The organism is Streptomyces sp. NPDC012827 (assembly GCF_042900905.1).
In the GTDB taxonomy this organism is placed as follows: domain Bacteria; phylum Actinomycetota; class Actinomycetes; order Streptomycetales; family Streptomycetaceae; genus Streptomyces; species Streptomyces gulbargensis.
Genome location: NZ_JBIBBY010000003.1, coordinates 23,198 through 49,739, shown reverse-complemented (window position 1 = coordinate 49,739; position 26,542 = coordinate 23,198). Strand labels below are relative to the sequence as shown.

At 74.1% G+C, this 26,542-nt stretch carries 25 protein-coding genes; 10 read left to right on the top strand and 15 right to left on the bottom strand.

What is annotated here, in order from left to right:
- The first annotated feature begins 119 nt into the window (after positions 1-119).
- On the top strand, positions 120-2,597 hold the full coding sequence (locus tag ACFY60_RS06775) for a glycoside hydrolase family 3 protein (protein WP_388608387.1): 2,478 nt from the start codon (positions 120-122) through the stop codon (positions 2,595-2,597).
- Here ACFY60_RS06775 and ACFY60_RS06770 read toward each other — a convergent pair.
- Complete coding sequence (locus ACFY60_RS06770) at positions 2,594-3,532, bottom strand: SGNH/GDSL hydrolase family protein (protein WP_388608385.1); 939 nt, start codon at positions 3,530-3,532, stop codon at positions 2,594-2,596. The two genes, ACFY60_RS06775 and ACFY60_RS06770, sit on opposite strands and share 4 nt — an antisense overlap.
- Positions 3,533-3,791: 259 nt before the next feature.
- Here ACFY60_RS06770 and ACFY60_RS06765 point away from each other — a divergent pair, with 259 nt between their 5' ends.
- Positions 3,792-4,286 carry a DUF3145 domain-containing protein gene (locus tag ACFY60_RS06765; RefSeq protein WP_345283581.1) on the top strand — a complete coding sequence of 165 codons (495 nt, stop codon included), beginning with the start codon at positions 3,792-3,794 and terminating at the stop codon, positions 4,284-4,286.
- 73 nt (positions 4,287-4,359) lie between these two features.
- On the opposite strand, the gene fabF is transcribed toward ACFY60_RS06765, so the two are convergent.
- The 5 genes from fabF to fasR all read right to left on the bottom strand — a co-directional run bounded on the left by fabF (position 4,360) and on the right by fasR (position 9,263).
- A complete protein-coding gene (gene fabF, locus ACFY60_RS06760; RefSeq protein WP_388608383.1) occupies positions 4,360-5,622 on the bottom strand; it encodes a beta-ketoacyl-ACP synthase II in 1,263 nt (420 codons plus the stop codon).
- Between the two features lie 79 nt (positions 5,623-5,701).
- Positions 5,702-5,968, bottom strand: coding sequence for an acyl carrier protein (locus ACFY60_RS06755; RefSeq protein WP_309052053.1), 267 nt, complete (start codon positions 5,966-5,968; stop codon positions 5,702-5,704).
- 56 nt (positions 5,969-6,024) lie between these two features.
- Entirely contained in the window at positions 6,025-7,056 is a 1,032-nt protein-coding gene (locus ACFY60_RS06750) for a ketoacyl-ACP synthase III (protein ID WP_388608381.1), read from the bottom strand.
- An 18-nt stretch (positions 7,057-7,074) separates the two neighbouring features.
- The gene (locus tag ACFY60_RS06745) at positions 7,075-7,992 is read right to left on the bottom strand and encodes an ACP S-malonyltransferase (RefSeq protein WP_388608379.1); all 918 of its coding nucleotides are present in this window, start codon (positions 7,990-7,992) and stop codon (positions 7,075-7,077) included.
- Positions 7,993-8,081: 89 nt separating this feature from the next.
- Positions 8,082-9,263, bottom strand: a complete 1,182-nt coding sequence (gene fasR, locus ACFY60_RS06740; protein ID WP_309053172.1) for a fatty acid biosynthesis transcriptional regulator FasR — start codon at positions 9,261-9,263, stop codon at positions 8,082-8,084.
- 228 nt (positions 9,264-9,491) lie between these two features.
- Between fasR and ACFY60_RS06735 the strand changes: the two genes are divergently transcribed.
- The 4 genes from ACFY60_RS06735 to ACFY60_RS06720 all read left to right on the top strand — a co-directional run bounded on the left by ACFY60_RS06735 (position 9,492) and on the right by ACFY60_RS06720 (position 13,191).
- The gene (locus tag ACFY60_RS06735) at positions 9,492-10,166 is read left to right on the top strand and encodes a pirin family protein (protein ID WP_388608377.1); all 675 of its coding nucleotides are present in this window, start codon (positions 9,492-9,494) and stop codon (positions 10,164-10,166) included.
- Between the two features lie 225 nt (positions 10,167-10,391).
- Positions 10,392-11,075, top strand: a complete 684-nt coding sequence (locus ACFY60_RS06730) for a response regulator (RefSeq protein ID WP_388608375.1) — start codon at positions 10,392-10,394, stop codon at positions 11,073-11,075.
- Positions 11,072-12,568 (top strand): ATP-binding protein, encoded by a 1,497-nt coding sequence (locus ACFY60_RS06725; RefSeq protein WP_388608372.1) that lies wholly within the window; start codon positions 11,072-11,074, stop codon positions 12,566-12,568. Before ACFY60_RS06730 ends, ACFY60_RS06725 begins: the two co-directional genes overlap by 4 nt.
- The gene (locus ACFY60_RS06720) at positions 12,565-13,191 is read left to right on the top strand and encodes a hypothetical protein (RefSeq protein WP_388608370.1); all 627 of its coding nucleotides are present in this window, start codon (positions 12,565-12,567) and stop codon (positions 13,189-13,191) included. Before ACFY60_RS06725 ends, ACFY60_RS06720 begins: the two co-directional genes overlap by 4 nt.
- A 35-nt stretch (positions 13,192-13,226) precedes the next feature.
- Here ACFY60_RS06720 and ACFY60_RS06715 read toward each other — a convergent pair whose 3' ends face one another.
- A complete protein-coding gene (locus tag ACFY60_RS06715) occupies positions 13,227-14,060 on the bottom strand; it encodes a serine hydrolase domain-containing protein (protein WP_388608368.1) in 834 nt (277 codons plus the stop codon).
- 52 nt (positions 14,061-14,112) lie between these two features.
- On the opposite strand from ACFY60_RS06715, the gene ACFY60_RS06710 reads away from it, so the two are divergent.
- Both ACFY60_RS06710 and ACFY60_RS06705 read left to right on the top strand, forming a co-directional pair.
- Positions 14,113-14,532, top strand: coding sequence for a MerR family transcriptional regulator (locus ACFY60_RS06710; RefSeq protein ID WP_388608366.1), 420 nt, complete (start codon positions 14,113-14,115; stop codon positions 14,530-14,532).
- Positions 14,529-15,608, top strand: a complete 1,080-nt coding sequence (locus ACFY60_RS06705) for an aldo/keto reductase (RefSeq protein WP_388608364.1) — start codon at positions 14,529-14,531, stop codon at positions 15,606-15,608. Before ACFY60_RS06710 ends, ACFY60_RS06705 begins: the two co-directional genes overlap by 4 nt.
- Positions 15,609-15,661: 53 nt before the next feature.
- Here ACFY60_RS06705 and ACFY60_RS06700 read toward each other — a convergent pair whose 3' ends face one another.
- The 7 genes from ACFY60_RS06700 to ACFY60_RS06670 form a co-directional block, all read right to left on the bottom strand.
- Positions 15,662-16,858, bottom strand: a complete 1,197-nt coding sequence (locus ACFY60_RS06700) for an acyltransferase (RefSeq protein ID WP_388608361.1) — start codon at positions 16,856-16,858, stop codon at positions 15,662-15,664.
- A complete protein-coding gene (locus ACFY60_RS06695) occupies positions 16,855-17,868 on the bottom strand; it encodes an alpha/beta hydrolase (protein ID WP_388608359.1) in 1,014 nt (337 codons plus the stop codon). The genes ACFY60_RS06700 and ACFY60_RS06695 overlap by 4 nt, the downstream gene beginning before the upstream one ends.
- 189 nt (positions 17,869-18,057) lie before the next feature.
- Complete coding sequence (locus ACFY60_RS06690; RefSeq protein WP_388608357.1) at positions 18,058-18,741, bottom strand: response regulator; 684 nt, start codon at positions 18,739-18,741, stop codon at positions 18,058-18,060.
- Complete coding sequence (locus ACFY60_RS06685; RefSeq protein ID WP_388608355.1) at positions 18,738-20,105, bottom strand: sensor histidine kinase; 1,368 nt, start codon at positions 20,103-20,105, stop codon at positions 18,738-18,740. Before ACFY60_RS06685 ends, ACFY60_RS06690 begins: the two co-directional genes overlap by 4 nt.
- 178 nt (positions 20,106-20,283) lie before the next feature.
- On the bottom strand, positions 20,284-21,165 hold the full coding sequence (locus tag ACFY60_RS06680; RefSeq protein ID WP_388608352.1) for a DUF4429 domain-containing protein: 882 nt from the start codon (positions 21,163-21,165) through the stop codon (positions 20,284-20,286).
- A gap of 74 nt (positions 21,166-21,239) precedes the next feature.
- On the bottom strand, positions 21,240-22,421 hold the full coding sequence (locus tag ACFY60_RS06675; RefSeq protein ID WP_388609198.1) for an alpha/beta hydrolase: 1,182 nt from the start codon (positions 22,419-22,421) through the stop codon (positions 21,240-21,242).
- A 250-nt stretch (positions 22,422-22,671) separates the two neighbouring features.
- A complete protein-coding gene (locus ACFY60_RS06670; protein WP_388609196.1) occupies positions 22,672-23,346 on the bottom strand; it encodes a TetR family transcriptional regulator in 675 nt (224 codons plus the stop codon).
- 180 nt (positions 23,347-23,526) lie between these two features.
- Here ACFY60_RS06670 and ACFY60_RS06665 point away from each other — a divergent pair, with 180 nt between their 5' ends.
- Positions 23,527-25,152, top strand: coding sequence for an MFS transporter (locus ACFY60_RS06665; protein ID WP_388608349.1), 1,626 nt, complete (start codon positions 23,527-23,529; stop codon positions 25,150-25,152).
- A 156-nt stretch (positions 25,153-25,308) separates the two neighbouring features.
- Positions 25,309-25,788, top strand: a complete 480-nt coding sequence (locus ACFY60_RS06660; RefSeq protein WP_388608347.1) for a peptidase inhibitor family I36 protein — start codon at positions 25,309-25,311, stop codon at positions 25,786-25,788.
- On the opposite strand, the gene ACFY60_RS06655 is transcribed toward ACFY60_RS06660, so the two are convergent.
- Entirely contained in the window at positions 25,769-26,542 is a 774-nt protein-coding gene (locus ACFY60_RS06655; protein WP_388608345.1) for a potassium channel family protein, read from the bottom strand. The genes ACFY60_RS06660 and ACFY60_RS06655 overlap by 20 nt on opposite strands.

The following is a 26,542-nucleotide window of genomic DNA, read 5'->3' as shown; positions in this document are numbered from 1 at the left end:
TCCGTCGACAGGACCGTACTCCCCTCCCGGAAGGTAACGAAAAGGTCTCATCGCCTACCGGTTCACCGGTCGCCGGGTGCACCATGACGCCACCGGTACGTCGACGAGGAGGTACGGCCATGGCGCGGACCGACACAGGGGCCCCCGCGGACGCGGAGGAGCCGGACGCGGCGGCGGAAGCCGCGCGGGAGGCGGCCGTCGACGCCGCCCTGGGAAAGCTCGACCTGGACACCAAGGCCCGGCTGCTCGCCGGGCAGGACATGTGGTCCCTGCCCGCCGTCCCCGGCATCGGACTGCGCTCCCTGGTCATGTCCGACGGACCCGTCGGCGTCCGCGGCGTCCGCTGGACCGCCGACGACCCCTCCGTCGCCCTGCCCTCGCCGACCGCGCTCGCCGCCGCCTGGGACCCCGGCCTCGCCCGCCGCGCCGGCCGCCTCCTCGCCCAGGAGGCCCGCCGCAAGGGCGTCCACGTCCTCCTCGCCCCCACCGTCAACCTCCACCGCTCCCCGCTCGGCGGACGCCACTTCGAGGCCTACAGCGAGGACCCCCACCTCACCGGGGCGATCGGCACCGGCTACGTCCTGGGCGTCCAGGACGGCGGCGTCGCCGCCACCGTCAAACACTTCGTCGCCAACGACGCCGAGTCCGACCGCTTCACCGTGGACAACCGGGTCGCCCCGCGGCCACTGCGCGAGCTCTACCTCGCGCCCTTCGAAGCCATCGTCGAGCAGGCCCGCCCCTGGGCCCTCATGACCGCCTACAACCAGGTCAACGGCGTGACCATGACGGAGCACGGCCCTCTCGTCGACGGCGTCCTGCGCGGGGAGTGGGGCTTCGACGGCGTCAACGTCTCCGACTGGCTGGCCGCCCGCTCCACCGCCGGAGGCATCACCGGCGGCCTCGACGTCGCCATGCCCGGCCCCGCCACCGTCCACGGCGAGGCCCTCGCCGCCGCCGTCCGGGCCGGCGAGGTCCCCGAATCCACCGTCGACAGGGCCGTACGGAACGTCCTGCGGCTCGCCGCACGCGTCGGCGCCCTCGACGGCGTCCCCCCGGCCGTCACCACCCACCCGGCCCCGGTCGACGGTGCCGCCCTCGCCCGCGAGATCGCCCGCCGTGGTTTCGTCCTCGTACGGAACGAGAACGACGCCCTGCCGCTCGCACCCGGCACCACCGTCGCCCTCTGCGGCGCCGCCGCCCGCGACGCCCGCGTCCTCGGCGGCGGCTCCGCCCAGGTCTTCCCCGACCACGTGGTCTCCCCGCTCGACGGACTCACCGCCGCCCTCCCCGAGGGGACGCTCACCTTCTCGATCGGCGCCGACCCGGGCGACGAACCCGCCCCGGCCGGGGCGGGCTTCACCCTCCGCGCGGTGTGCCGCGACGCCTCGGGCACCGTCATCGGCGAGGGCGGCCTGCCCACCGGCCAGGTCCAGTGGATCGGTGACGACCTGCCCGCCGGCGTCACCCACGAGAACCTCGCCTCCGTCGAGATCACCGGCACCTTCACCCCGCGCGAGAGCGGTGCGCACTCCTTCGGGACCAGGGGACTCGGCGCCTTCACCCTCACCGTCGCCGGCCGCGTCCTCTTCGAGGGCGTCCAGGGCATGGGCCCCGAGACCGACCCCTTCGAGGCCTTCCTCGGCTCCCCGGTCGAGCGCGGCACCGTCGCCCTCACCGAGGGCGGGACGGTCGACGTGTCCCTCCTGCACACCCTCGACAAGGAGTTCGCCGCCCCTCTCCCGGCGGTCATGTTCTCCCTCGTCCACCTCGGTCCCCGCCGCGACCCCGGCGAACTGATCACCGAAGCGGCCGAGGCCGCCCGCACCGCCGACACCGCCGTCGTGGTCGTCGCCACCACCGAACGCGTCGAGTCCGAGGGCTTCGACCGCCGGGACCTGGCCCTCCCGGGCCGCCAGGACGACCTCGTCCGGGCCGTCGCCGCCGCCAACCCGAACACCGTCGTGGTCGTCAACTCCGGCGCCCCCGTGGAGATGCCGTGGCGCGAGGACGTGGCCGCGATCCTGCTCACCTGGTTCCCCGGTCAGGAGGGCGGCGCCGCCCTCGCCGACGTCCTCACCGGCGCCGTGGAGCCCGGCGGCCGGCTCCCCACCACCTGGCCCGCCACCCTCGCCGACGCCCCCGTCACCGAGGTCACCCCCACCGGCGGGACCCTCCCCTACCGCGAGGGCCTCTTCATCGGCTACCGCGCCTGGGACCGGGCCGGCACCGCCCCCGCGTACCCCTTCGGCCACGGCCTCGGCTACACCACCTGGTCGTACGACTCCCTCGACGCCACCCCGGACCGCGCCACCGTCCGCCTCACCAACACCGGCGACCGCCCCGGCCGCGAGACCGTCCAGCTCTACCTGGCGCCCGAGGACGACCCGGCCGAGCGCCCGGCGCGCTGGCTCGCCGCCTTCACGAGCGTCGAGGCCGCCCCCGGCCGGACCGTCGAGACGAGCGTCCCGCTGCCGCGCCGCGCCTACGAGGTCTGGGACGAGGAGCGGCACGCGTGGACGGTGGTGCCCGGCACCTACCGGCTGCTCGCCGCGCACTCCCTCACGGACATCCGGCTGACCGCGGTCCTGAAGCTCTAGCCGGCCGTGATCCGCCGGTACGCCAGCTCGGCCAGCCGCGCCTGGCCGTCACGGCTGGGGTGGAACCAGTCCCAGGGGCTCAACTGGCCGCCGTCGAAACGGAATGCGTGGACCGCCCCGCCGTCGTACCGGCAGAGGCGGTCCTTCGCGCACACCTCCGCCAGGACCTCGTTGTAGGCCCGTACCCGCTCCTGGACGCGGGCCCTGCGGCGCTCCGCCGCCGGGCTGTCGTCCTGCGGCGCCGCCAGCATCGACCCGCAGACGCCCAGCTTCCACACCTCGCGGGCCATCGGGCTGAGCCGGCCCGTCGACCACAGCCGCATCAGATCCGGCACACTCGCCACGTACACCCGCGACGCGGGGGACTCCTCCCGGAGCCGGGCGAGTGCCGTCTCGAAGAAGAAGCGGAAGTCCTCGACGGGCGTCATCAGATCGGGGGTCTTCCGGCAGGCGTCGTTGGCGCCCGTCATCACCGTCACGAGGGCGGGCCGGTGCGCGGCGGCGCGGGCCATCTGCTCGGGGAGCTCCACCATCCGCGAGCCCGACCGGGCCAGGTTCCAGCTGTGGGTGGCCACCCGTCCGGGCCCGAGCAGCCGCAGCGCCAGGCTGTTCACGGCCGGGTCCGTCCCGGTCGCCCAGGAGGCCTCCGGGCAGTCGGAGAGCACCCCGCAGGCGTCGTAGGCGCGCGTGACGGAGTCCCCGACGGCGGCCACGGAGGCGGGGGAACCTAGCCAGGGCGCCGCCACCGGCGTGGAGGGCGCGGCCGCGGCGGAGGAGGCCGCGCGGGGCGCCGGGGCCGTACCGGTGGAGGGCGCGGCGGTGGCCGCCGGCGGCCGTTCGGCACCGGCGGAGCAGCCGGCCGACGTGCCCGCGCCGAGCAGCGTCACCGCCGCGACGGCGACGGCGGTGGTGCGGAAACGGCGTCGGCCGTGCATCCGAGGGCCCCTCCTCCGGCGTCCTGGTGGGTGAAAGCTTCGTGTTCACCCGCTCCCGGACCGACCGTACGTCACCCCGATGACGGTGCGGCACGGTAGCTTTTCCCCCGTCGAACCAGAGGCACCTTGCCGACCGGCTCCGGTAAATTACATCACGTCACATGCTGTCCTAATTTTGATGGTTTGCGAAGCTTCGCGCCTGATGCTGTTTACCGAGGCCGCTGGGAAAGGCGAACCTCGTCCCACACTGGAGGTCCCGGTGACGACACGTGGAGTTCTGTACGTTCACTCCGCACCGCGCGCGCTGTGCCCGCACGTCGAATGGGCGGTGGCGGGCGTCCTCGGTGCGAGGGTCCAGCTCGACTGGATCCGTCAGCCGGCGTCCCCCGGCACCTGGAGAGCCGAGTTCTCCTGGCAGGGCGAGACCGGCACCGCCTCCAAGCTGGCCTCCGCGCTGCGCGGCTGGCAGATGCTCCGCTTCGAGGTCACCGCGGAGCCCTGCCCCACCGCCGAGGGCGAGCGCTACAGCGCCACCCCCGACCTGGGCATCTTCCACGCCGTCACGGGCATGCACGGCGACATCCTGATCCCCGAGGACCGGCTGCGGGCCGCCCTCGCCCGCGCCGCGCAGGGCGAGACCCAGCTGGAGGCGGAGATCGCCAAGCTGCTCGGCAAGCCCTGGGACGACGAGCTGGAGCCCTTCCGGTACGCGGGCGAGGGCGCCCCGGTCCGCTGGCTGCACCAGGTCGTCTGACCCGGCCCCCTCGACGCCGAAGGCCCGCTCCCCGGCAGGGGAGCGGGCCTCTCACGCGTGGGCGTGCCGTGCGTCAGACGGTCCGGAAGGCGAGGACCACGTTGTGGCCGCCGAAGCCGAACGAGTTGTTGATCGCGGCGATGGTGCCCTGCGGCAGCTCACGGGGCTCGTCGCGGACGATGTCCGCGTCGACCTCCGGGTCGAGCTGGTCGACGTTGATCGTCGGCGGGGCCAGCCGGTGGTGGAGCGCCAGGACCGTCGCGACGGTCTCGATGCCGCCCGCGCCACCGAGGAGGTGACCGGTCATCGACTTCGTCGCGGAGACCGCGACGTGGTCCAGGTCGTCGCCCAGGACCTTGCGCAGCGCCTTGATCTCGGCGACGTCGCCCTGCGGCGTCGACGTGGCGTGCGCGTTCAGGTGGACGACCTCGGCCGGCTTCAGGTCCGTCGCGTCCAGCAGGTTCTGCAGGGCGGCGGCGATGCCCCGGCCGGTCGGCTCGGGCTGCGCGATGTGGTGGCTGTCGGCCGACAGGCCCTGGCCGAGCACCTCGCAGTAGACGCGGGCGCCGCGCGCCTTCGCGTGCTCCTCGGACTCCAGGACGACGACACCGGCACCCTCGCCGAGCACGAAGCCGTCACGGTCGGTGTCGTACGGGCGCGAGGCCTTCGCCGGGTCGTCGTTGCTCTTCGACATCGCCATCATGTTGGCGAAGGCGGCGACCGGCAGCGGGTGGATCGCGGCCTCGGTACCGCCGGCCACGACCACGTCGGCCCGGCCGGTGCGGATCATCTCGACCGCGTAACCGATCGCCTCGGCACCCGACGCGCAGGCGGAGACCGGGGTGTGGACGCCCGCCCGGGCGTTCACCTCCAGGCCCACGTTGGCGGAGGGGCTGTTGGGCATGAGCATGGGCACGGTGTGCGGGGAGACGCGGCGGACGCCCTTCTCCTTCAGCACGTCGTACTGGTCGAGCAGGGTGGTGACACCGCCGATGCCGGAGGCGATGACGGAGCCGAGCCGCTCGGGCACGACCTTCTCGTCCTCGCCGGCGGGGGCGGTGAAGCCCGCGTCGGCCCACGCCTCACGGGCCGCGATCAGCGCGAACTGCGCCGAGCGGTCCAGCTTGCGGGCCAGCGGGCGGGGCAGGACGTCGGCCGGGTCGACGGCGGCCGTCGCGGCGATCCGGACGGGCAGTTCGGCGAAGCGCTCGCCCTCCAGGGGCCGGACGCCGGAGCGCCCCGCGATCAGACCCTCCCAGGTCGATGCGGAGTCGCCACCCAGCGGTGTGGTTGCGCCGATACCGGTGACGACCACGGTGCGATTGGTCGAGCTCACAGGAATTCGTTCTCCATGTGTGTGATGGTCGGAATACGGCGCCACCGCCGGGTGGCTGGCCGGGTCAGCGAGGGCTGGTTCAGCCCTTGGAGATGCCGCCGTCCTGGTGCTTCAGGATGTAGTCGACGGCGTCGCCCACGGTCTTGAGGTTCTTGACGTCCTCGTCCGGGATCTTGACGCCGAAGCGCTCCTCGGCGGCGACGACGACCTCGACCATGGACAGCGAGTCGACGTCCAGGTCGTCGGTGAAGGACTTGTCCAGCTTCACGTCCTCGGTCGGGATGCCGGCGATCTCGTTGACGATCTCGGCGAGACCTTCGACGAGCTGGTCCTGGGTGAAGGCCATGGTGGCGCTCCTTCTGTGGGTTGCTTCGGTAAGGGGCTTCCGGGGATCCGGTGTGCCTAGGGGAGGGTAACGACCGTCGCGGCGAACACGAGACCCGCCCCGAAGCCGATGACGAGCGCGGTGTCGCCGCTCCTCGCCTGCCCGGTCGCCAGGAGCCGCTCCATCGCGAGCGGGATCGAGGCGGCCGAGGTGTTGCCCGTGGTCTCGACGTCACGTGCGACCGTGACGTGCTCCGGCAGCTTGAGCGTCTTCACCATCGAGTCGATGATCCGCATGTTCGCCTGGTGCGGGATGAAGACGTCCAGGTCGTCCGGCGAGATGCCGGCGGCGTCCAGGGCCTGCTGGGCGACCTTCGCCATCTCGAAGACGGCCCAGCGGAAGACCGCCTGGCCCTCCTGCGTGATGGCCGGGAACTTGATCTCGCCCTGGTCGTTCAGCGGCAGCTTCGACACGTCGCCGACGTGGAACTCGTTCCACGGCACGGTCTGCTTGATCGTCTCGGACTTGTCGCCCTCGGAACCCCACACCGTGGGGCCGATGTGCGGCTCGTCGGACGGGCCCACGACCACGGCGCCGGCGCCGTCGCCGAAGAGGAAGGCCGTGGCGCGGTCCTCCAGATCCGTCAGGTCGCTGAGCCGCTCGACGCCGATCACGAGCACGTACTCCGCCGAACCCTCGACGATCATGCCCTTGGCGAGCGTCAGGCCGTAGCCGAAGCCCGCGCAGCCGGCGGAGATGTCGAACGCGGCCGGCTTGCCGGCGCCGATCTTGTCGGCGATCTCGGTGGCGACGGCCGGGGTCTGCTTGAAGTGCGAGACCGTGGAGACGACCACGGCCCCGATCTGCTCCGGGGTGATCCCGGCGTCCGCGATGGCCTTGCCGGAGGCCTCCACCGACATGGCGGTGACGGTCTCCTCCGGGGACGCCCAGTGACGCGTGGCGATGCCGGAGCGCGAACGGATCCACTCGTCGGACGAGTCGATCCTCTCGAGGATCACCTCGTTCGGCACGACCCTGGTGGGCCGGTAGCCACCGACTCCCAGGATCCGCGCGTACGGGGCGCCCTTGCTGGGCTTGATCTTCGACATGGTTCTCGACACTCCTCGTCAGACGGCCGCGTGCTCGGCGATGAGCGTACGGGCCGCGTCCAGGTCGTCGGGAGTCTTCAGGGCCACCGTGGCCACGCCCGGCAGGGCGCGCTTGGCCAGACCGGTCAGGGTGCCACCGGGGCACACCTCGACCAGCGCGGTCGCTCCGAGCTCCTTGAAGGTCTCCATGCACAGGTCCCAGCGGACCGGGTTGGCGACCTGGCCGACGAGACGGGAGAGGACCTCGGCGCCGGTGGCGACGGCCTGCCCGTCCTTGTTGGAGACGTACGTCACGGCCGGGTCGGCGGGGGACAGCTCGGCCGCCGCCCGCTCCAGCTTCTCCACGGCCGGGGCCATGTGGTGCGTGTGGAACGCGCCGGCCACGGTCAGCGGGACGACCCGGCGGACACCCTCGGGCTTGTCCGCCTCCAGGGCGGCCAGCTGCTCCAGGGTGCCGGCCGCGACGATCTGGCCCGCGCCGTTCACGTTGGCCGGGGTCAGGCCCAGCTTCTCCAGGTGCGGGACGGTCACCTCGGGGTCGCCGCCGAGCAGCGCCGACATGCCGGTCGGGGTGATGGCGGCGGCCTCGGCCATCGCCAGACCACGGGTCCGTACGAGGCGCAGCGCGGCGGTGTCGTCGAGGACGCCCGCGAGCGCGGCGGCGGTGAGCTCGCCGACGCTGTGACCGGCGACCGCGCCGGGCGTCACGTCACCGAGGGCGGCGGCGGAGAGCAGACCGGCCGCGACCAGCAGCGGCTGGGCCACGGAGGTGTCGCGGATCTCGTCCGCGCCCGCCTTCGTGCCGTAGTGGGCGAGGTCGAGCCCGATGGCGTCGGACCAGGCCGCGAGGCGGTCGGCGGCACCGGGGAGTTCGAGCCAGGGAGTCAGGAAGCCGGGCGTCTGGGCGCCTTGGCCAGGAGCGACGAGTACGAGCACCCTCACACTCTCTCTTGGGGACGGCTCCGGACGCCCGTGGGGACAGGGACGAAGAACCGTCGGGGGAATTGTTGGTGTTCCACAAAAGTCTAGGACTGCTGATCGGCGTCGGCCAAGCGCCCGAGGATGAGCGCGATCCGCAGAGTGAAGGCGGAGCGCACGTCGGAGGGTGACCAGCCGGTGACATCGGTCACACGTCGAAGCCGGTAGCGCACGGTGTTCGGGTGCACGAACAGCATCCGCGCGGCGCCTTCGAGGCTGCTCGCCTGCTCCAGGTAGACACTCAGCGTTTCCAGGAGCGCCGAGCCTGCTTCCTCCAGCGGTCTGTAGATCTCCTCCACCAGCTGCTCGCGCGCGGACGGGTCGGAGGCGATGGCGCGCTCCGGGAGGAGATCGTCCGCCAGAACGGGCCGTGGCGCGTCCTGCCACGCCGAACACGCCTTGAGTCCGGCCGCCGCGGCCTGCGCGGAGCGCGTCGCCGCCAGCAGGTCGGGAACCACGGGGCCCGCCACCACCGGGCCCTGCGCGTACGGCCCGATCAGGGCCTTCGCCACGGCCAGCGGGTTGTCGTTGCCGCCCGCGATGACCACGAGCCGGTCGCCGAGGACCCCGGTCAGGACCTGGAGCTTGGCGTGCCGGGCGGCCCGCCGGATCGCCTCCACCGTCAGTTCGCTGTCGCCGTCGGGCGCGGTGCCGAGGACCACGCAGACGTGCTCGGGCGAGTTCCAGCCGAGGGCCGCCGCCCGCGAGACGGCGCCCTCGTCGGCCTCCCCGGACAGGACCGCGTTCACCACCAGCGACTCCAGGCGCGCGTCCCACGCGCCCCGGGCCTCGGCGGCCTGCGCGTACACCTGGGCGGTGGCGAAGGCGATCTCCCGGGCGTACACGAGGAGCGCCTCGCGGAGCACCGACTCGTCGCCGGGGGCCGCGACCTCCTCGATCGCCGTCTCCATGACCTCGATCGTGGTGCGGACCATCTCGACGGTCTGCCGCAGGGTGATCGCCCGGGTCAGCTCGCGCGGGGCGGTGCCGAAGACGTCCGTCGAGATCGCCTGCGGCGTCTCCGGGTGCCGGAACCACTCGGTGAACGCCGCGATACCGGCCTGGGCGACCAGGCCGATCCACGACCGGTTCTCGGGCGGCATCGCCCGGTACCACGGCAGCGTCTCGTCCATGCGGGCAATGGCGTTGGCGGCGAGCCGCCCGGAGGACTGTTCGAGGCGCTTCAGCGTCGCGGCGTGCGGGTGAGGGGCGTTCACGGGATCAGACACGGGGACAAGACTGCCTTATCGGGACGCCCCCGTGCGGTGGCGGGGCGCCTTCCCCGCCCGCACACCGGCGCGGGACCGGCCGGCGGGGCCCCGGGGGTGGTACGGCGGGGAGCCGGCCGGCCGCCCCGCGGAAGCGGTACGGGGCCGGGCGTTCCGTCCGTGGACGTGCCCCGGCGACCGGGCCCCGGCCGCGCCGCCGCCGGGTGCCCGGCCCGCTACCGTGGCCCCGTGATACGCATCCAGCGCGCCGGCGAGCGGTACCCGGGCGGTGATCCCGGGGCCGGGATCGAGACCCGCCACGCCCTGTCCTTCGGGCCGTACTACGACCCCGGCAACCTCCGCTTCGGCGCGCTCCTCGCCGTGAACGAGGAGCGCCTCGCGCCCGGCGCCGGCTTCGACGAGCACCCGCACAGCCACACCGAGATCGTCACCTGGGTCGTCGAGGGCGAGCTGACCCACCGGGACACGACGGGCCACGAGACCGTGATCCGCCCCGGCGACCTCCAGCACCTCAGCTCCGCCGCCGGCGTCCGCCACGTCGAGCGCAACGACGGCGACGCCCCGCTGGTCTTCGTCCAGATGTGGCTCGCCCCCCGCGAACCCGGCGGCACCCCCGCGTACCGCGTGGTGCGCGGGCTGGGCCCCGCCGGCGCGTACGACCTGCCCCGGGCCGGCGCCCGGCTGCGCGCCCTCCGCCCGGCGCCGGGCGAACACGTGAGCGTCCCGGCCGCGGACCACGTGTACGTCCACGTGGTGCGGGGCGCGGTCCGGATCGGCCCGGAGGAGCTGGGCCCGGGCGACGCGGCCCGGATCAGCGCGGGGGAGGAACAGCGCCTGTCCGCGCCGGACGGCGCCGAGCTGCTCGTCTGGGAGATGACGGACCCGGCCCGGACGACCGCGTAGAAGGTGCCGGCCGGACCGGGAGGGGCCCGGTCCGGCCGGCGCGCTCTTGGCCCGCCACGCCGGCCACGGCACGTTCCACGCCCCGTAGCCGTTGCCTTCCGCGATCACGCCCTCGGTGAACCGGGCGACCGGCCGCCTCCGCCGCTGACCCCGCGGGGAGGAGAACGCGCCGCCCTCCGCCCGCCCCCCGACATCCCCTCCTCACCCCCTTGGGATACTGCGCAGATGCCCCGCGTGCTCCTCATAGAAGACGACCCCTCCGTCCGCGAGGGGGTCGAGCTCGGTCTCCGCCGCCGCGGTCACACCGTCCGCACCGCCCCCACCGGCGAGGCGGGGCTCGCCGCGCTCGGGGAGTTCCGCCCGGATCTGGTGCTGCTCGACCTCATGCTGCCCGGGATGAACGGTGTGCAGGTCTGCCACCGGGTCCGGGAGACCAGCCAGCTCCCGATCATCATGCTCACGGCCCGGGGCGACGACTTCGACGTCGTCATCGGCCTGGAGGCCGGCGCCGACGACTACATCGTCAAGCCCGCCCGCACCGAGGTCATCGAGGCCCGCATCCGCGCCGTGCTGCGCCGCATCGAGGAGCCCTCCGGCGGCCGGCCCGGCATCGAGTTCCACGGTGAACTCGCCATCGACCGCGCCGGCCTGACCGTCGCCAAGGCGGGGGAGCGGCTCGCCCTCGCCCCCTCCGAGATGAAGCTGCTGCTCCACCTCTCGGCCGCGCCCGAGCAGGTCTTCAGCCGCCAGCAGCTCCTCGAACACGTCTGGGAGCACAGCTACCACGGCGACGCGCGGCTGGTCGACGCCTGCGTCCGCCGCCTCCGCAACAAGATCGAGGACATCCCCGGCGAACCCTGCTACATCCAGACCCTGCGCGGCTTCGGCTACCGCTTCGGGCCGCTGTGAGAGCCTGCCCGGCCCCGGCGGAGGACACGGCGCCCCGCCGTGCCCGGCGCCCCCGCGCGCCCCGCCCGCACCCCTTCGGCCTGCGGACCCGGCTCGTCCTCGCCTTCCTCCTCGTCGCGGCCGTCGGCTGCGGCACCACCGCCGCCCTCACCTACCGTGCCGCCCGCAACGCGATCCTCGAACAGACCCAGAACACCGCCGTGTCCGCACTCCGCGACCAGGTCGACCCGCTCCGCATCGACCTGCCCGTCGAGACCGGCACCCTGCGGGACGCGCTCCTGAACATCGCCCGCCAGGGCAAGCCCCGCCCCTGGCGGGTCTACGCCGAGTACGGCTCGCTCCGCGTCTCCTCCACCGACCGCCCCACCTCCAGCGTCATCACCCCCGAACTGCGGGCCCGCGCCCTCGGTCGCGGCACCACCCCGCACAGCAGCTTCCAGCGGGTCGTCAAGGACGGCACCCCCTATCTGACCGTCGCCGTCCCGGCCGTCTTCCGCACCCACGCCACCCAGGGAACCGCCCAGCCCACCGGGCTCGTCCTCTACGCCGTCATGGAGCTGGACGAGGAGGAGGCGAACATCGAGGCCATGGTCACCGCCGCCCGCGACGGTGCCCTCCCGGCCCTCGCCGTCGCCCTGATCCCCGCGCTGCTCGCCGCCCGGGGCGTCCTCCGTCCGGTACGGGAGTTGCGGCGGGCCGCCCGCAGCATGGGCCGGGGCCGGCTCGACACCCGCATCCACGCCAAGGGCAGTGACGAACTCGCCGACCTCGCCCGCACGTTCAACGAGTCCGCCGCCGAGCTGGAACGTTCCGTCGCCGAACTGCGCCGGGCCGAGGCCCGCGCCCGCCGCTTCGCCTCCGACGTCTCGCACGAACTGCGCACCCCGCTCGCCGGCATGCTCGCCGTCACCGAGGTCCTCGACGAGGACGCCGGCACCCTCGACAGCGACACCGCCCGCGCCGTGCGCCTGATCAGCGCCGAGACCGGCCGGCTCGCCGTGCTCGTCGAGGACCTGATGGAGATCTCCCGCTTCGACGCCCGCGCCGCCGAGCTGCACACCGACGAGGTCGACGCCGCCGACTGCGTCCGCAAGACCCTCCAGAACCGGCACTGGACCGACCCGGCCCGCGTCGTCGCCGACCTGGCCGAGGGCATCCGCGCCCGCCTCGACCCGCGCCGCTTCGACGTCGTCGTCGCCAACCTCGTCGGCAACGCGCTGCGCCACGGCGGCGCCCCCGTCACGGTCCGGGTGTACGCGGAGGGGGACACGCTCGTGACGGAGGTCGCCGACCAGGGGCCGGGCATCCACCCGGACGTCCTGCCGCACGTCTTCGACCGCTTCTACAAGGCCGACCCGGCCCGGACCCGCTCGGCGGGCAGCGGCCTCGGCCTGGCGATCACCCTGGAGAACGTACGGCTCCACGGCGGCACCGTCGAGGCCGCCAACCGGCCCGGTGGCGGGGCCGTCTTCACCGTCAGGATGCCCCGGTGACCCGGCGCGCGAAGGCCGTCGCCGCCGCCCTGTCCGGCCTCGCGGCGCTCTCCCTCACCGGCTGCGGCGTCCGGGACAGCGACGTCGTGGAGGCGGGGGCCGCCGCGACCGTCGCCGTCGCGCCGGCCCCGGAGTTCCGCATGCTGGTCTACTTCCTCGGGCCCGACGGCCGCCCCATGCCGGTGTCCCGCGACATCGCGCGCCCCTTCCCGGCCTCCACCGCCCTGCCGGTCCGGAACGCCGACGGTTCGTTGCCGTACGAGGGCTTCGGTACCGGCTACGAGATCTCCCCCGACACCGCGCGCCGCGCCGGCGTCGTGACGGACATGGCGCTCGGCGTGCTGCTGAGCGGCCCGAGCCCGGCCGAGGCCGCCGCCGGTCTGCGGACGGAGCTGCCGAGGACGGGCGGGCGCCCGCACGTCGAGGAGGAGAGGACGGGCGCCCCGGACGGCGGCAGGCGCCTGCGGCTGCGGGCCCCCTTCCCCGTCACCGGTCTGACCCCTCGGGCCGTGCACCAGCTGGTGTGCACGGTGGCGTTCGCGGAGGACCCGGCGGCCCGTCCCCAGGTGGTCGTGACGGGCCCCGACGGCGCCCTGCCCCCGGCCCGCTGCGACGGACTCTGACGGAGCGGGACCGGAGCAACCGGGGGAACGGGGGCTCAGGCCCCCGCGTGCAGGTCGGCCAGGACCGCGTCCGTGAACGCCGGCCAGGCCTCCACCGCCCACGGTCCGAAGGGCCGGTCGGTGAGCGCCACGCACGCGGCGCGCGCGTCCGGGTCGATCCACAGGAAGGTGCCCGCCTGGCCGAAGTGCCCGAAGGTGCGGGGCGAGGAGGAAGCGCCGGTCCAGTGCGGCGACTTGGCGCCCCGGATCTCGAAGCCGAGGCCCCAGTCGTTGGGCCTCTGGTGCCCGTACCCGGGCAGGATGCCGGTGAGCCCCGGGTACGTCACGGTCATCGCGTCCAGCACCGTCCGCGCGTCGAGCAGCCGCGGCGCCTGCACCTCGGCGGCGAACCGCACCAGGTCGTCCACGGTCGACACCCCGTCCTTGGCGGGCGAACCCTCCAGGGTGGTCGAGGTCATGCCGAGCGGCTCCAGGACCGCCTGGTGCAGATACTCGGCGAAGGGGATGTCGGTCGCCTTGGCGACGTGGTCGCCGAGCACCTCGAAGCCGGTGTTGGAGTAGATCCGGCGGGTGCCGGGCGCGGCCATGACCCGGTTCTCGTCGAAGGCGAGACCGGAGGTGTGGGCGAGGAGGTGGCGGACGGTCGCGCCCTCCGGCCCGGCCGGCTCGTCCAGGTCGACCGCCCCCTCCTCGTACGCGACGAGCACCGCGTACGCGACCAGCGGCTTGGTGACGGAGGCGAGGGCGAACCGCTGCCCGGTGGGGCCGCGGGTCCCGGCCAGGGTGCCGTCCGCGCGGACGACGGCCGCCGCGGCGGTGGGGACGGGCCAGTTCTCGATCGACGCCAGGCTCGGCACGCTGCTCTCCATGGCGCCGAGCCTACTTGCTTCGAGTGCACTCCAAGGTCCTAGCGTGGGGCCCATGAGCGTGATCGCGGACACGAGCACCCGGGCCCTCCCGGCCCACTACACCATCAGCGAGGTCGCCGCCCTGACCGGTCTCTCCGCGCACACCCTGCGCTGGTACGAGCGGATCGGGCTCATGCCGCACGTCGACCGTTCGCACACCGGCCAGCGGCGCTTCACCGAGCGCGACCTGACCTGGCTGGCCTTCGTCGGCAAGCTGCGGCTCACCGGCATGCCGGTCGCGGACATGGTCCGGTACGCCGAGCTCGTACGGGCCGGCGAGCACACCCATCCGGAGCGGCGGGAGCTCCTGGAGACCACCCGGCGCGACGTCCTGGCCCGGATCGCCGAGCTGCAGGACACCCTCGCCGTGCTCGACCACAAGATCGGCTTCTACTCCCACAACGGCACCACCTGCGGGGAAGGGACCTCATGACCGACAGGACCGACAGGACCGACACGACCGACACGACCGACACGACCGGAGCCACGAAGGCGACCGGCAGGATCGACACCGTACGGCTCGGGCAGGACGGCCCCCGGATCGGCGTCCAGGGCTTCGGCGCCATGGGCATCAGCGAGTTCTACGGCGCGACGGACGAGGCCGCCGCCCGCGACACCCTCGACGCGGCCCTGGAGGCGGGCGTCACCCTCATCGACACCGCCGACATCTACGGCAACGGCGCCAACGAGGAGTTCCTCGCCCCGTTCGTCGCCGCCCACCGCGACGAGATCACCCTCGCCACCAAGTTCGCCATCGAGCGGCGCCCCGACGAGCCGTCCCACCGGGGGATCAACAACGACCCGGCGTACATCAGGAAGGTCGCCGAGGCCAGCCTGCGCCGCCTCGGCGTCGAGACGATCGACCTCTACTACATGCACCGCCGCGACCCGTCCGTCCCCTTCGAGGAGTCGGTCGGCGCCATGGCCGAGCTGGTGAAGGAGGGCAAGGTCCGGTACCTCGGCCTGAGCGAGGTGACCGGCCCGGAGCTGCGCGAGGCGCACGCGGTGCACCCGATCGCGGCGCTGCAGTCGGAGTGGTCGCTGTTCTCCCGGGACGTGGAGCGCAGCGCCGTCGGGGCCGCCGCCGAACTCGGCGTGACCTTCGTCCCGTACTCGCCGCTCGGCCGGGGCTTCCTGACCGGGGCCTTCGCGGACGCCTCCCGCGACCTGGCCGACGGCGACTTCCGCGTCCACCAGCCCCGCTTCACCGGCGAGAACGCGCGGCGCAACGCGGCCCTGCTCGAACCGGTCCGCGCGATCGCCGCCGCGCACGGGGCGACGCCCGCCCAGATCGCCCTCGCCTGGGTGCAGCAGCGGTCCGCCGTGCACGGCCTGACGGTCGTCCCGATCCCCGGCACCCGCAAGCGCGCCCGCCTGGAGGAGAACGCCGCCGCCACCCGCATCACCCTCACGGACGCCGAACTGGCCGCCCTCGAACCGATCGCCGCCCAGGTGGCGGGCGACCGCTACCCGGACATGCGGTTCACCTCCCTGGCCCGCGAGGTCTGAGACGCCGGGCGCGGGGCGGGGGCGGGGACGGGGGGAGACCGCCACCCCCGCCCTCACCCCGTCCCCAGGGCGAAGACCGCGAAGCCCGCCGCCAGCACCCCCGCCAGGGCGCGGCGGCCGGGACCGGTCCGCGTCCACGGGGACTCGAAGGCCCGCGCGTACCGGCCGACGGCGACCAGCAGCACGGCGAAGACCGGCATCCAGGCGAGGCGGGCCAGGATCCAGCCGGCCGAGTCCGGCGCGCCGACCAGTCCGGCGACCTCACCCGCGTACGCGGCGGGGACCGCCGCCGCCAGCATCGCCGTCTGGTGCCAGCACAGGATCGTCATCGCGGACAGGTTGACCACCACCACCGGCGCCCACAGCGCAGGCCGGGCGAGGAGCCGGCCGAGCCGCTCCCGCAGCAGGATCGCGGCGCCGCCCTGCGTGGCCGCGAGGGCCAGGACGAGCAGCGACGGCGGATGCGAGTTGGTGCGCGCCTCCCCGGGCACACCGACCATCGACATCGGGTAGCCGAAGGCGAGGAGCAGCGTCGCGAACAGCGCGGCCCCGCCCAGCAGCAGCGCCCACGCGTGCCGCCGGCCGATCCGGCCCTCGCCCCACGAGACGCCCAGCTGATACGCGAACAGCCAGCCCGGCAGGATGGTCAGCAGCCCCAGCCAGGACGGCACGGCGTCCGCGTACGGCCCGTACCGCAGCAGGTCCACGACGGCCACCGAACCCAGCAGCGGCGCCGCCGCCCACGCCCCGAGCCGGCGGGCGGCCCGCACGCACAGCGGGGTCAGGGCCGTGACCACCGTGTACACCCCGACGAACCAGAGCGGCTGGATCACCAGCGTCGACGCCGTCCGCAGCGTGTCCACCGGCACCCCGGCGCCGAAGTGCAGCAGCGGCAGCAGCACCGCCCACACCGCCGTCACCCCGAGCACCGGGCGGCCGAGCCGGGCGAGCCTCCCCCCGAGCCACGCGCGCGTGGAACCCGTGCGCCGCCGGTAGGAGAGGACGGAGGCGTACCCGCCGACCAGGAAGAAGATCCCGAGCATCTGCAGGACCCAGCTGACCGGCGCGAGGCCGGGGAAGGCGGACAGCGGGCTGGCGTTGTGGATCGCGCCGTCCGCGGAGAGCGTGAAACCGCCGAGCAGCCAGTGCCCGGTGGGCACGGCCAGCAGCGCGAGGGCGCGCAGCCCGTCGACGGCCCGGTCGCGGTGGGCGGGGGTACGGGCCTCGATCCGCTCCACGAGCCGGTTCACCGCGCACCTCCCGCCTGCTCGGCGACGCCGGTGTCCCGCCCCTGGGCGATGGCCGCGAAGGCCCGCAGGGAACGGCTGCCGGGCGCGCAGTAGCCGCCGTGGCCCCCGCCGTCACCGGCCGGGACGGGCCGGGCGCCGAACTCCGGATCGGTCGGGTCGGCCCCGTGCCCGAGCCCCGCGAACTCCACGTTCGGCACCCGGTCGATCCAGTCCGCCGGATCCTTCGCCGCCCACACACGGGCGGAGGTGCCGAGAGCGGCCACGTTCGCCGCGCGCATCCCGGGCGAACCGAACACCACCAGGTCCTTCGCCTTCAGCCGGTGCGCCGCCAGACCGCACACCACGGAGCCGTAGCTGTGGCAGAAGACGGACGGCTCGGCGGCCCCGACGGCGGCGAGCCCGTCCGTGAACCGGGCCAGCCGGTCCGCGCCCGCCTCGGCCAGCCGGCCGGTCGCCGCGTCCACGCCCACCCCGACGGGCGTCGTGTACCCGGCCCAGGCGATCACCGCCGTACGCCCGCCGGTCGCCCGGTGCAGGGCCCGCGCCATGTCGGCCAGCGGCCGCACCCGGCCCGCGTCCACGTCGGAGCCCGGCACCACCACCGCCACGTGCGCGGCCCGCAGGAGATCCCCGTACACCAGGACGACCTGGCCCCGGCCGCGCGGGTCGTGCGCGAGGACCCGCGCCCCCTCGTACCGGCCCGCCGCCGTGGACCGGGCGTTCGCCTCGTACCGCAGCTCCGGCGGCACCCCGTCGAGGTTCCCGACGACCGTGGGGTACCTCCGGGCCAACTCCCGCTGCCGTACGGGGCTCAGACCCGCGAAGTAGCGCGCGATCTCGGCCGGGCCCGTCCGCTCGGGGTCCGGCAGCCCCGCCGCCCGCCACGCCCCCGTCCCGGGCGGCGCCCCGGTCACCGGCACCTGCCCCTCCCCGGACGCCCATCCGGCCGTCCCCGCGACCACCGCCCCCACCAGGGCCGTGGTGATCAGGGTCCTCGTCAAGCGGCGCATCGGCCCGCCCTCCCTCGTTCGCGTCGTGAACGGGAGGAAGGTAGGAAGGGGACGGGCGGCGGCACGTCACGCCGGAGAGCCAACTCCCCGGCGATACCGGGGTAGGGGGTGGACGAGCGGCCAACCCCCGCCGGGGGGTGGGGCTTTCCCCCGGGCCCGCGCGCCGGGGCGCGACGTCACGGGCGCCGCCTAGTGCGGTGCTCCGGGGGTGATGAGCCCCGACTCGTACGCGAAGATCACCGCCTGCGCCCGGTCGCGCAGGTCCAGCTTGGCGAGGACCCGGCCGATGTGGGTCTTCACCGTCTGCTCGGCCAGGACCAGGCGGGCCGCGATCTCCTGGTTGGACAGGCCCCGGGCGATCAGCTCCAGGACCTCCGTCTCGCGCGGGGTGAGACCGTTCAGGCGCAGCGCCGTCGTGTCCCGGCGCGGGGCCGGCCGGGAGGCGGCGAAGTCGGCGATCAGGCGGCGGGTGACGGACGGCGCCAGCAGGGCCTCGCCGGCGGCCACCACCCGCACCGCCCCGATCAGATCGGCCGGCGGCGCGTCCTTGAGGAGGAAACCGGACGCGCCGGCGCGCAGCGCCTCGTACACGTAGTCGTCCACGTCGAAGGTCGTGAGCATGAGCACCTTGGGACGGTGGACCACGCCCGCCGGCGGGTGCAGGATCTCCCGGGCCGCCGCGAGCCCGTCCAGCTCCGGCATCCGGACGTCCATGAGCACCACGTCGGGGTGGGTGGAGCGGGCCACCTCGATGCCCTGGCGGCCGTCCGGGGCCTCGCCCACGACGTCGATGTCGGACTGGGCGGAGAGCAGCGCGGCGAACCCCGCGCGCACCATGGCCTGGTCGTCGACGATGATCACGCGGATCGTCACGCGGTGTCCTCGCTGTCGGTGAGGGGGGTCGGTGCCGTGCCGCCTCCCGGGGCGGCGCCGGGGGGACGGAGGGGCAGCCGGGCCGCGACCCGGAAACCGCCGTCCGGCAGCGGCCCCGTGTCCAGGGAACCGCCCGTCAACCGTACGCGCTCCCGCATGCCGACCAGACCGTGCCCGGTCCCCGTCGCACCCCGCTCCACCGCCGAACCCGGCTCCGCCGACGGTCCGTTGACGACGAGGACGGAAAGCCACCCGTCGTCCGGGGCCCGCACGGACACGCGGGTCGCGGCGCCCGGCGCGTGCCGGACCACGTTGGCGAGGGCCTCCTGCACGATCCGGTACGCGGACAGGTCCACGGCCTGGGGGATGTCCCCGAGGCCGGCGGAGAGCGCCAGTTCGGCCGGCACCCCCGCCCGTACCGTCGCCTCCACCAGCTGCTGGAGCCGGTCCAGCCCCGGCTGCGGGGTCAGCTCGCCGCCCTCGCCTCCGTCGCTGCGCAGTACCGAGAGCAGCCGCCGCATCTCGGCCAGCGACTCCCGCGCGCTCGCCGCGATCGACCCGAACTCCTCGCGGGCCGCCTCCGGGAGGCCGGGGATGCGGTACGGCGCCGAGTCGGCCTGCACGGTGATCACGGACATGTGGTGGGCGACCACGTCGTGCAGCTCCCGCGCGATTCGCGCCCGCTCCTCCAGGAGCGTGCGCCGCGAACGTTCCGCCTCGCTGATCGTCTCCTGCTCGACGAGCCGCCGCTGCGCGTCGCTTCGGGCCCTGATCGCGGAGGTGAGCAGCAGCAGGACACCGCTCAGCACGAGGAGCAGCGTGTGCAGGGTGGTCCGGCCGCCGGGCCTGAGGGCCTCCAGCGCGTACCCGGCCGCCCCGGTCGCCAGCCACACGCCGAACAGCGCGCGCCGGGACTCGCGCAGCCCGAGCGCGATCATCAGCGCGCAGTAGCCGATGACCAGCGGCGGGGTCCAGGGCCAGAGGTGCGCGCGTGACCCGTCCGAGGCGAGGGTCACGAGGGCGCCGAGCACCGCGCCCGGGAAGACCACCCACCAGGCCTGGAGGGGCCGGGCGACCGCGAGCAGCAGCGGCGCGGTCTGCGCGGTGGCCACCGCCCCGGCCAGTGCGCCGTTCACCCCGTAGTCCTGCGTCAGGAGGTGGACGGTGACGGGCAGCAGCGAGGCCACGAGGGCGACCCCGACGGCGTACGGCAGCAGACGCACCCACCGGGACCCGGCCGCGCCGAGCAGCGGTTCCCCGGGCGCCGTGGGCGTGGTGAGCGCGGCCCCGAGCCCCCGCAGCACCTCCCGCGCCTCGGCACCGAACCGTCGTGGAGGCGACTTCCGCCGCGTTTCGTTCCCCATGACGCGCCAGCCTAGGCAGCTTGCCGCCCCGGAACGTCATACCGGGGAGCGGGGTCCGGCCTGCTACCGGGGTATGAGCGCGGGGGCCGAGCGGGCCCACCGGTCGTCCCGGCCACCGGGCCTGGCCGCCGGTTGTCCCGGCCACCGGTCCCGCCCGGGCCCACCGGCCCGGCCGCTGTCAGAGCTCCGCCAGGAGTTCCGCTTTCTTCGCCGTGAATTCCTCGTCCGTCACCAGTCCCGCCCGGTGCAGTTCCCCCAGGTGCCGAATCCTTTCGGCGACGGCCCCGGGGTCACCGGAGGCCCCGGCCCTGCCGAGGGCGGGCGCGGCGGCGGTCACGGGGGCGCGGTCCGGGCTGGTGCGGATCGCCGCGAGGACCGCCGCGGCGAAGGGGAGGGACTCGTGGACCGGCCCGTAGCCGAGGCCGAAGACGACGGACGCCGGGTCGTGGTCGGGCTGGGCGGCCCGGGGGGCGCCGTCGCGGGGCAGCAGCCGCAGGTAGCCGTCGAGGACGTCGGGGGAGCGCCACTCGACCCCGCTGAGCTCCCGTACCGAGAAGGTCTGGTCGCCGGCCTTCCACTTCTCCGACGACGCGCCCGTCCAGAACCAGCGGAAGGCGACCTCCGCGCGCCCGTCGAAGCTGGCTTTGCCGTCGTACGCCTTGAAGGACTGCGGTCCCGAGGGCGCCGCCACCAGGAAGCGCTCGGCGGGCTCGCGCTCCGCGTCCGGCGCGAGGACACCGCGCAGCTCGTCGCGGTAGTACTCGGCGAGCGTCTCACGGTCCGCCGGCAGCACCAGCCGGTACGGGTCGCTGCCCTCCTTGAGCTGACCGGCCGCGGCCTCCATCAGCGGATCGGCCCCCGGCCGCGGCACGGCGCGCAGCACGACGGTGCCGCGCCTGCCGGGCGTGAGCGTCACGGAGGCCAGCGCCTCGTGCGGTACGCGCCGTTCGCGCAGTGCCTGGAACAGCTTCGGCGTGCGGATCCCCCGTTCGAATCGGATGACGAGGGCGTCGCTCTCGAACTCCCAGGTGGCATGAATTCCGGCCAGCACATCACCCATACGCCTCATCGTATGCGGCGCGTGCCCGCGCGTCGCCCCTCCGAAAGGTCCCGAAATTCTGTGATCTACGCGCGTCAGTGCCCTTCCGCGTCGAAGATTCCGTCGTGGCAAGCGCGGTCGGCATGTGCGCAGACCAGCCGTTCGTACGCCCCCACCCCTATGGCCGCCAGGTTGCCGAGGCTCTCCGTACCGGGCTCGAAATAGCCGTTGTGTCCGGCCGCGCCCGCCGCCGACAGGAGCCGCGCGCCGAACTCCGGCTCCGCCGGATCCGCGCCGTGCCCGATGCCGCCGACCTCCAGATGCGGCACGTCCGCGATCCAGTCGTCCGGGTCCCGCATCGCCCAGACCCGCGCCGGGGTGCCCAGGTCCGCGGCCCGCTCGGCCCGCATGCCCGGGCTGCCGGCCACGGCCAGGTCGGTCACCCGGCCGGGCAGCCGGGGCGCGGCGATCCCGCAGAGGACGGAGCCGTAGCTGTGGCAGAACAGCGCCACGCGCGCGTGCCCCGGCAGCGCCGCGGTCAGGGCCACCAGCCGTTCGGCCCCGTGGGCGGCGAGGCGGCCGGTGGCGGCGTCGACGTTGACGGCGGCGGGGGCGGTGTAGTCGGCCCAGGCGATGACCGCGATCCGGGCGCCGGGCGCGGTGCGGCGCTCCGCCTCGTACAGGGCGCGGGCCATCCCGGCCGGGGCTCCGTACCGGTTGTGGGTCTTCTGGAAGGTGAGGAGGTTGGTGTCGACGCCCGGGACGATCACCGATATCCGCTCGGCCCGCTCCAGGTCGCCGAGGACCTCGGCGGTGCGTCCCGTACCCGTCGGGTCGAAGGCGAGGACCTGGCGGTCCGCTCGCAGGAGGGACGTGAACCGGTGGACCCGCCGCAGGGCTTCGTGCCGCCCGTCGGCGGTCAGCCGGGGGTCGTCCACCCGGCCCCGTTCGGCGGCGAGCGCGCGGGAGAGGGAGATCCGGTTGGCCCGGTAGCGCAGGGCGGCGGGGGCGCCGTTGAGGTTGCCGACGACGAGGGGGTGCCGGGCGGCGAGCAGCTCGGCCCGGTTCGGCCCGAGCCGGGCGAAGAAGGCGGCGACGGCCCGGGGCGGGGCGCCGGCCGGGTCCGGCAGCGGCCGGCCGTCGATCCGCTCCCGCTCCCAGGCGGCGAGTGCGGCCTCGCGCGGCGGACCCGGCAGCGGCCGCTGCCGGACCGCGGTCCATCCGCTCGTCGCGAGGAGTAGCAGGACGACCCCGAGCGCGAGGACCGCCCGCGTCACGCGGGTCGCGGCACAGGCCCCCGGTGCCTCCCGTGTCCCCGGCACCGACTGCCGTGCGCCGGCGGACGCGAAAGGGGTCCGCGAGGGACGCTCCCGTCCGTCGGTGAACAGGAGCGGTGGCGGTACGCGTACGGCGGCGGCGTGCCAGGAGGAGACGTCGGCGGAGGTCACGGGCCGAAACCCTACGGGGTGAGGCAGGCCCGCCCGCCGCCCGCCCGCCGTCGCTGCGGAGGACCCGGGCGCCGCCGGGTCAGGTGGTGGAGCCGTCCCGCCAGCGGAGCGCCAGGGCCGGGTTCAGGTGGTCGAGGTACCGCTCGGTGAGTTCCCGGATGGCGGCCAGGCTCTGGTCCGTACCCCGGCCCCACATCTGGGCGGTGACGCGCATCGCGGCGCTGAAGGTGGCCACCGCGATCCTCGGACGCGGGTCCTCGTCGACGTCGAGGCCCTCGCGTTCGGCGACGATCCGGGAGATGGTCTCCTCCATCTCGGCGGACCGGCGCAGATGGGCGGCGAGCAGCGCGGGCGTGGACTCGATCATTTGGAAGGTGCGCAGGTGCAGCTCGACGGGGACGACCTCGGCGATCGCCTCGCCGATGGTGTCCCACGCGCACAGCACCGCGTTCCGCATCGCGTCGAAGGGACCTTCCTGCGGGGGGCGCTGCGCGAGGGCGTGGACGAACCGCTCCTCGACCATCCGCTGGACGGCGAAGGCGACCTCCTCCTTGGACGCGAAGTACCGGAAGAAGGTGCGCTGGGAGACCTCGACGGCGTCGGCGATCTCGTCGACGGTGGTCCGCTCGTACCCCTGGGTCGTGAAGAGTTCCAGGGCCTCGCGGATCAGCGCGTCACGGGTGCGCCGCTTCTTGCGCTCGCGCAGCCCGGGCGAGGACGCGGGGGCGGGTGTGCGCGGGGCGGGATCGCGCAGGCCGGGGTCGTCCGGGCCGGGAGTCTTCGTTCCCGGGTCGTCCAGGCCGGGTGCGGGCGCGGTCAAAGAGCGTCCTTTCGGGGGTTTTCTTCCCTCTCAGCCTACCTGTGAGCTACGTGACAGTTACCGACGCATGAATCGCTTTGTCAATTGTCAGCGACTGACACTAGCGTGGTCGGTATGACTAGTCAGACCACCGTGGAAAAGGCCTCGCAGGGTCAGGGGGGCGACGGCCGGGACCCCGCGTCGGGGCCGGCGAAAGGCCTGCGTGGCCACCCCTGGCTGACCCTGTTCGCCGTCGCGGCCGGCGTGATGATGGTCGCGCTCGACGGCACGATCGTCGCCATCGCCAACCCCGCCATCAAGGAGGACCTCGGCGCCACCCTCGCCCAGGTCCAGTGGATCACCAACGGGTACCTGCTCGCGCTCGCCGTCGCCCTGATCACCGCCGGCAAGCTCGGTGACCGCTTCGGTCACCGCCAGACCTTCCTCATCGGCATCGCCGGCTTCGCCGCCGCCTCCGGTGCCATCGGCCTCTCCGACTCGATCGCGGCCGTCATCGGCTTCCGCGTCCTGCAGGGCCTCTTCGGCGCCCTGCTGATGCCGGCGGCGCTCGGCCTGCTGCGCGCCACCTTCCCCGCCGAGAAGCTGAACATGGCCATCGGCATCTGGGGCATGGTCATCGGCGCCTCGACGGCCGGCGGCCCGATCGTGGGCGGCCTGCTCGTCGAGCACGTCAGCTGGCAGTCCGTCTTCTTCATCAACGTGCCGGTCGGCGTCCTCGCGCTCGTTCTCGGCCTGGTGATCCTCAAGGACCACCGCGCCGAGAACGCGCCGCGTTCGTTCGACATCCCCGGCATCGTGCTGCTCTCCGGCGCGATGGCCTCCCTGATCTGGGGCATCATCAAGGCCGGTGAGTCCTGGGGCTGGGCGAGCGGCAAGACCTGGGGCTGCCTGCTCGGCGCCGTCGTCCTCTTCGCCGTCTTCGCCGTCTGGGAGACCAAGGTCAAGGAGCCGCTGGTCCCGCTGGGCATGTTCCGCTCCGTGCCGCTCTCGGCCGGTGTGATCCTCATGGTCCTGATGGCCTTCGCCTTCATGGGCGGCCTCTTCTTCGTGACCTTCTACCTCCAGGGCGTCAAGGGCCTCAGCCCGGTCGACAGCGGTCTGCACCTGCTGCCGCTGACCGCGATGATGATCGTCTCCTCGCCGCTCGCGGGCGCGCTGATCACCAAGTTCGGTCCCCGGGTACCGCTGGTCGGCGGCATGGTCTGCACCGCCGTCGCCATGTTCGGCATGATCTCGCTCTCGGCCGGTACGGGCACGTTCGTGATGTCCCTGTGGTTCGCGCTGCTCGGCCTGGGCCTCGCCCCGGTCATGGTCGGCGCCACCGAGGTCATCGTCGGCAACGCGCCGCTGGAGCTGTCCGGTGTCGCGGGCGGTCTGCAGCAGGCCGCCATGCAGGTCGGCGGCGCGCTCGGCACGGCGGTGCTCGGTGCCGTCATGTCCTCCAAGGTCTCCAGCGCCTTCGCGGAGAACTGGAAGGCGGCCGGGATCCCGGTCCCGGCGGACCCGGCGCTGGAGCAGGCCGCCGAGTTCGGCATGGTGCCGCCGCAGATGGCGCAGGCCCCGGGCATGACGCCCGAACTGTTCCAGCAGATCGGCGCCGTCATCCACAAGACCTTCCTGGACGGGATGGGTCTGGCCTTCACCGTGGCCGGTGCCGTGGCGGTGCTCGCGGCGCTCGTCGCCACGCTCACCAAGCGCGGCGAGAACGCGGAGGCGGGTGCGGGCGCGGCCCACATCTGAGCTGGTCACAGCCCTTTTCCACAAAGGCCCCGCCGGACCTGGTCCGGCGGGGCCTTCCCTCGTTCGGGTGAAGAAGCTCTGGCCCTCTTCTCAACGCCCTGTGACATCCTCCAGAGTGATGATTACAGAGAGTGACGACATGGGGGTACGAGAGACATGCGAAACCTTGCGGTGAAGCGCCGCGCCCTGCCGACGGGAACGGCCCTGGCGGCCCTGCTCCTCCTCCTGGCCCTCCCGGCCACGGCGGACGCGGCGGGTACGGCGGCCGCGCCGGGTACGGCGGAGGTGTCCGGCCCGGCGACGGCGTCGGGCCCAGCGGCCGGGCCACGGCCCGGGGCCTCCGGCGGGACCGTCCTCGGTCCCTGCGGGCCCGGCCGGCTGTGCCTCTGGCCGAAGCCCGACTTCAAGGGCCGGGTGCGGACCCACGAGCTGGCGACCACGGACGTCGACAGCTGTGTCGCCCTGCCGGCCGGCACCTCGGCGCAGTCCCTGGTCAACCGGACCGGCCGCCCGGTGACGACCTACCAGTCCGCCGAGTGCGCGGAGACGGGGGAGTTCGAGACCTACCCGGGACGCGGCATCTGGGTGCCGCAGTCGCCCTACGAGGTCAGAGCGTTCAAGATCTGGGAGCGCTAGGAGCCGGGAACGCCTGGAGGTCCGGCGGGGAGAGGCGCGCGACTTCGGCGCGCAGCTCCCGGACCTCCTGGGTCAGCGCCTCCAGGAGTTCGGTCTGGCGGCGTTCCACGGCGTCGTCGCGCTCGAAGCGCGAGATGAACCAGGCCGCGATGTTGGCGGTGACGACACCGAGCAGCGCGATCCCCGAGAGCATCAGGCCGACCGCGAGGACCCGGCCGAGGCCCGTGGTGGGGGCGTGGTCGCCGTAGCCGACGGTGGTCATCGTGGTGAAGGACCACCAGACCGCGTCGCCGAGGGTCTTGATGTTCCCGTCCGGGGCGTCCCGCTCCACGTGCAGCACGGCCAGCGAGCCGAACATCATCAGGCCCACCACCGCGCCCGCCACATAGGTGGTGAGCGTGATCTGCGGGGCCATCCGGGCCCGCCGGCCCACGAGGAGGAGGGTGGAGACGAGACGCAGCAGCCGCAGCGGCTGCACCAGCGGCAGCAGGACGGCGAGCAGATCGAGGGGGTGGGAGCGGACGAACGCCCAGCGGGCCCGGGCGAGCGAGAACCGGACGGCGTAGTCCAGGGCGAAGGCGGCCCACACCGCCCACTCGACCAAGCCGCACACCCGGTGCACCCAGGGCGCCGCCCCGGGGGCGACGATCGGCACGGCGTACGCCACGGCGAACGCCACGGCCAGCACCAGCAGGGGCGCCCGGGTGCTCTCTTCCCAGCGCACCCTGAGGGGCCGCTCCTTCATGACGGACAT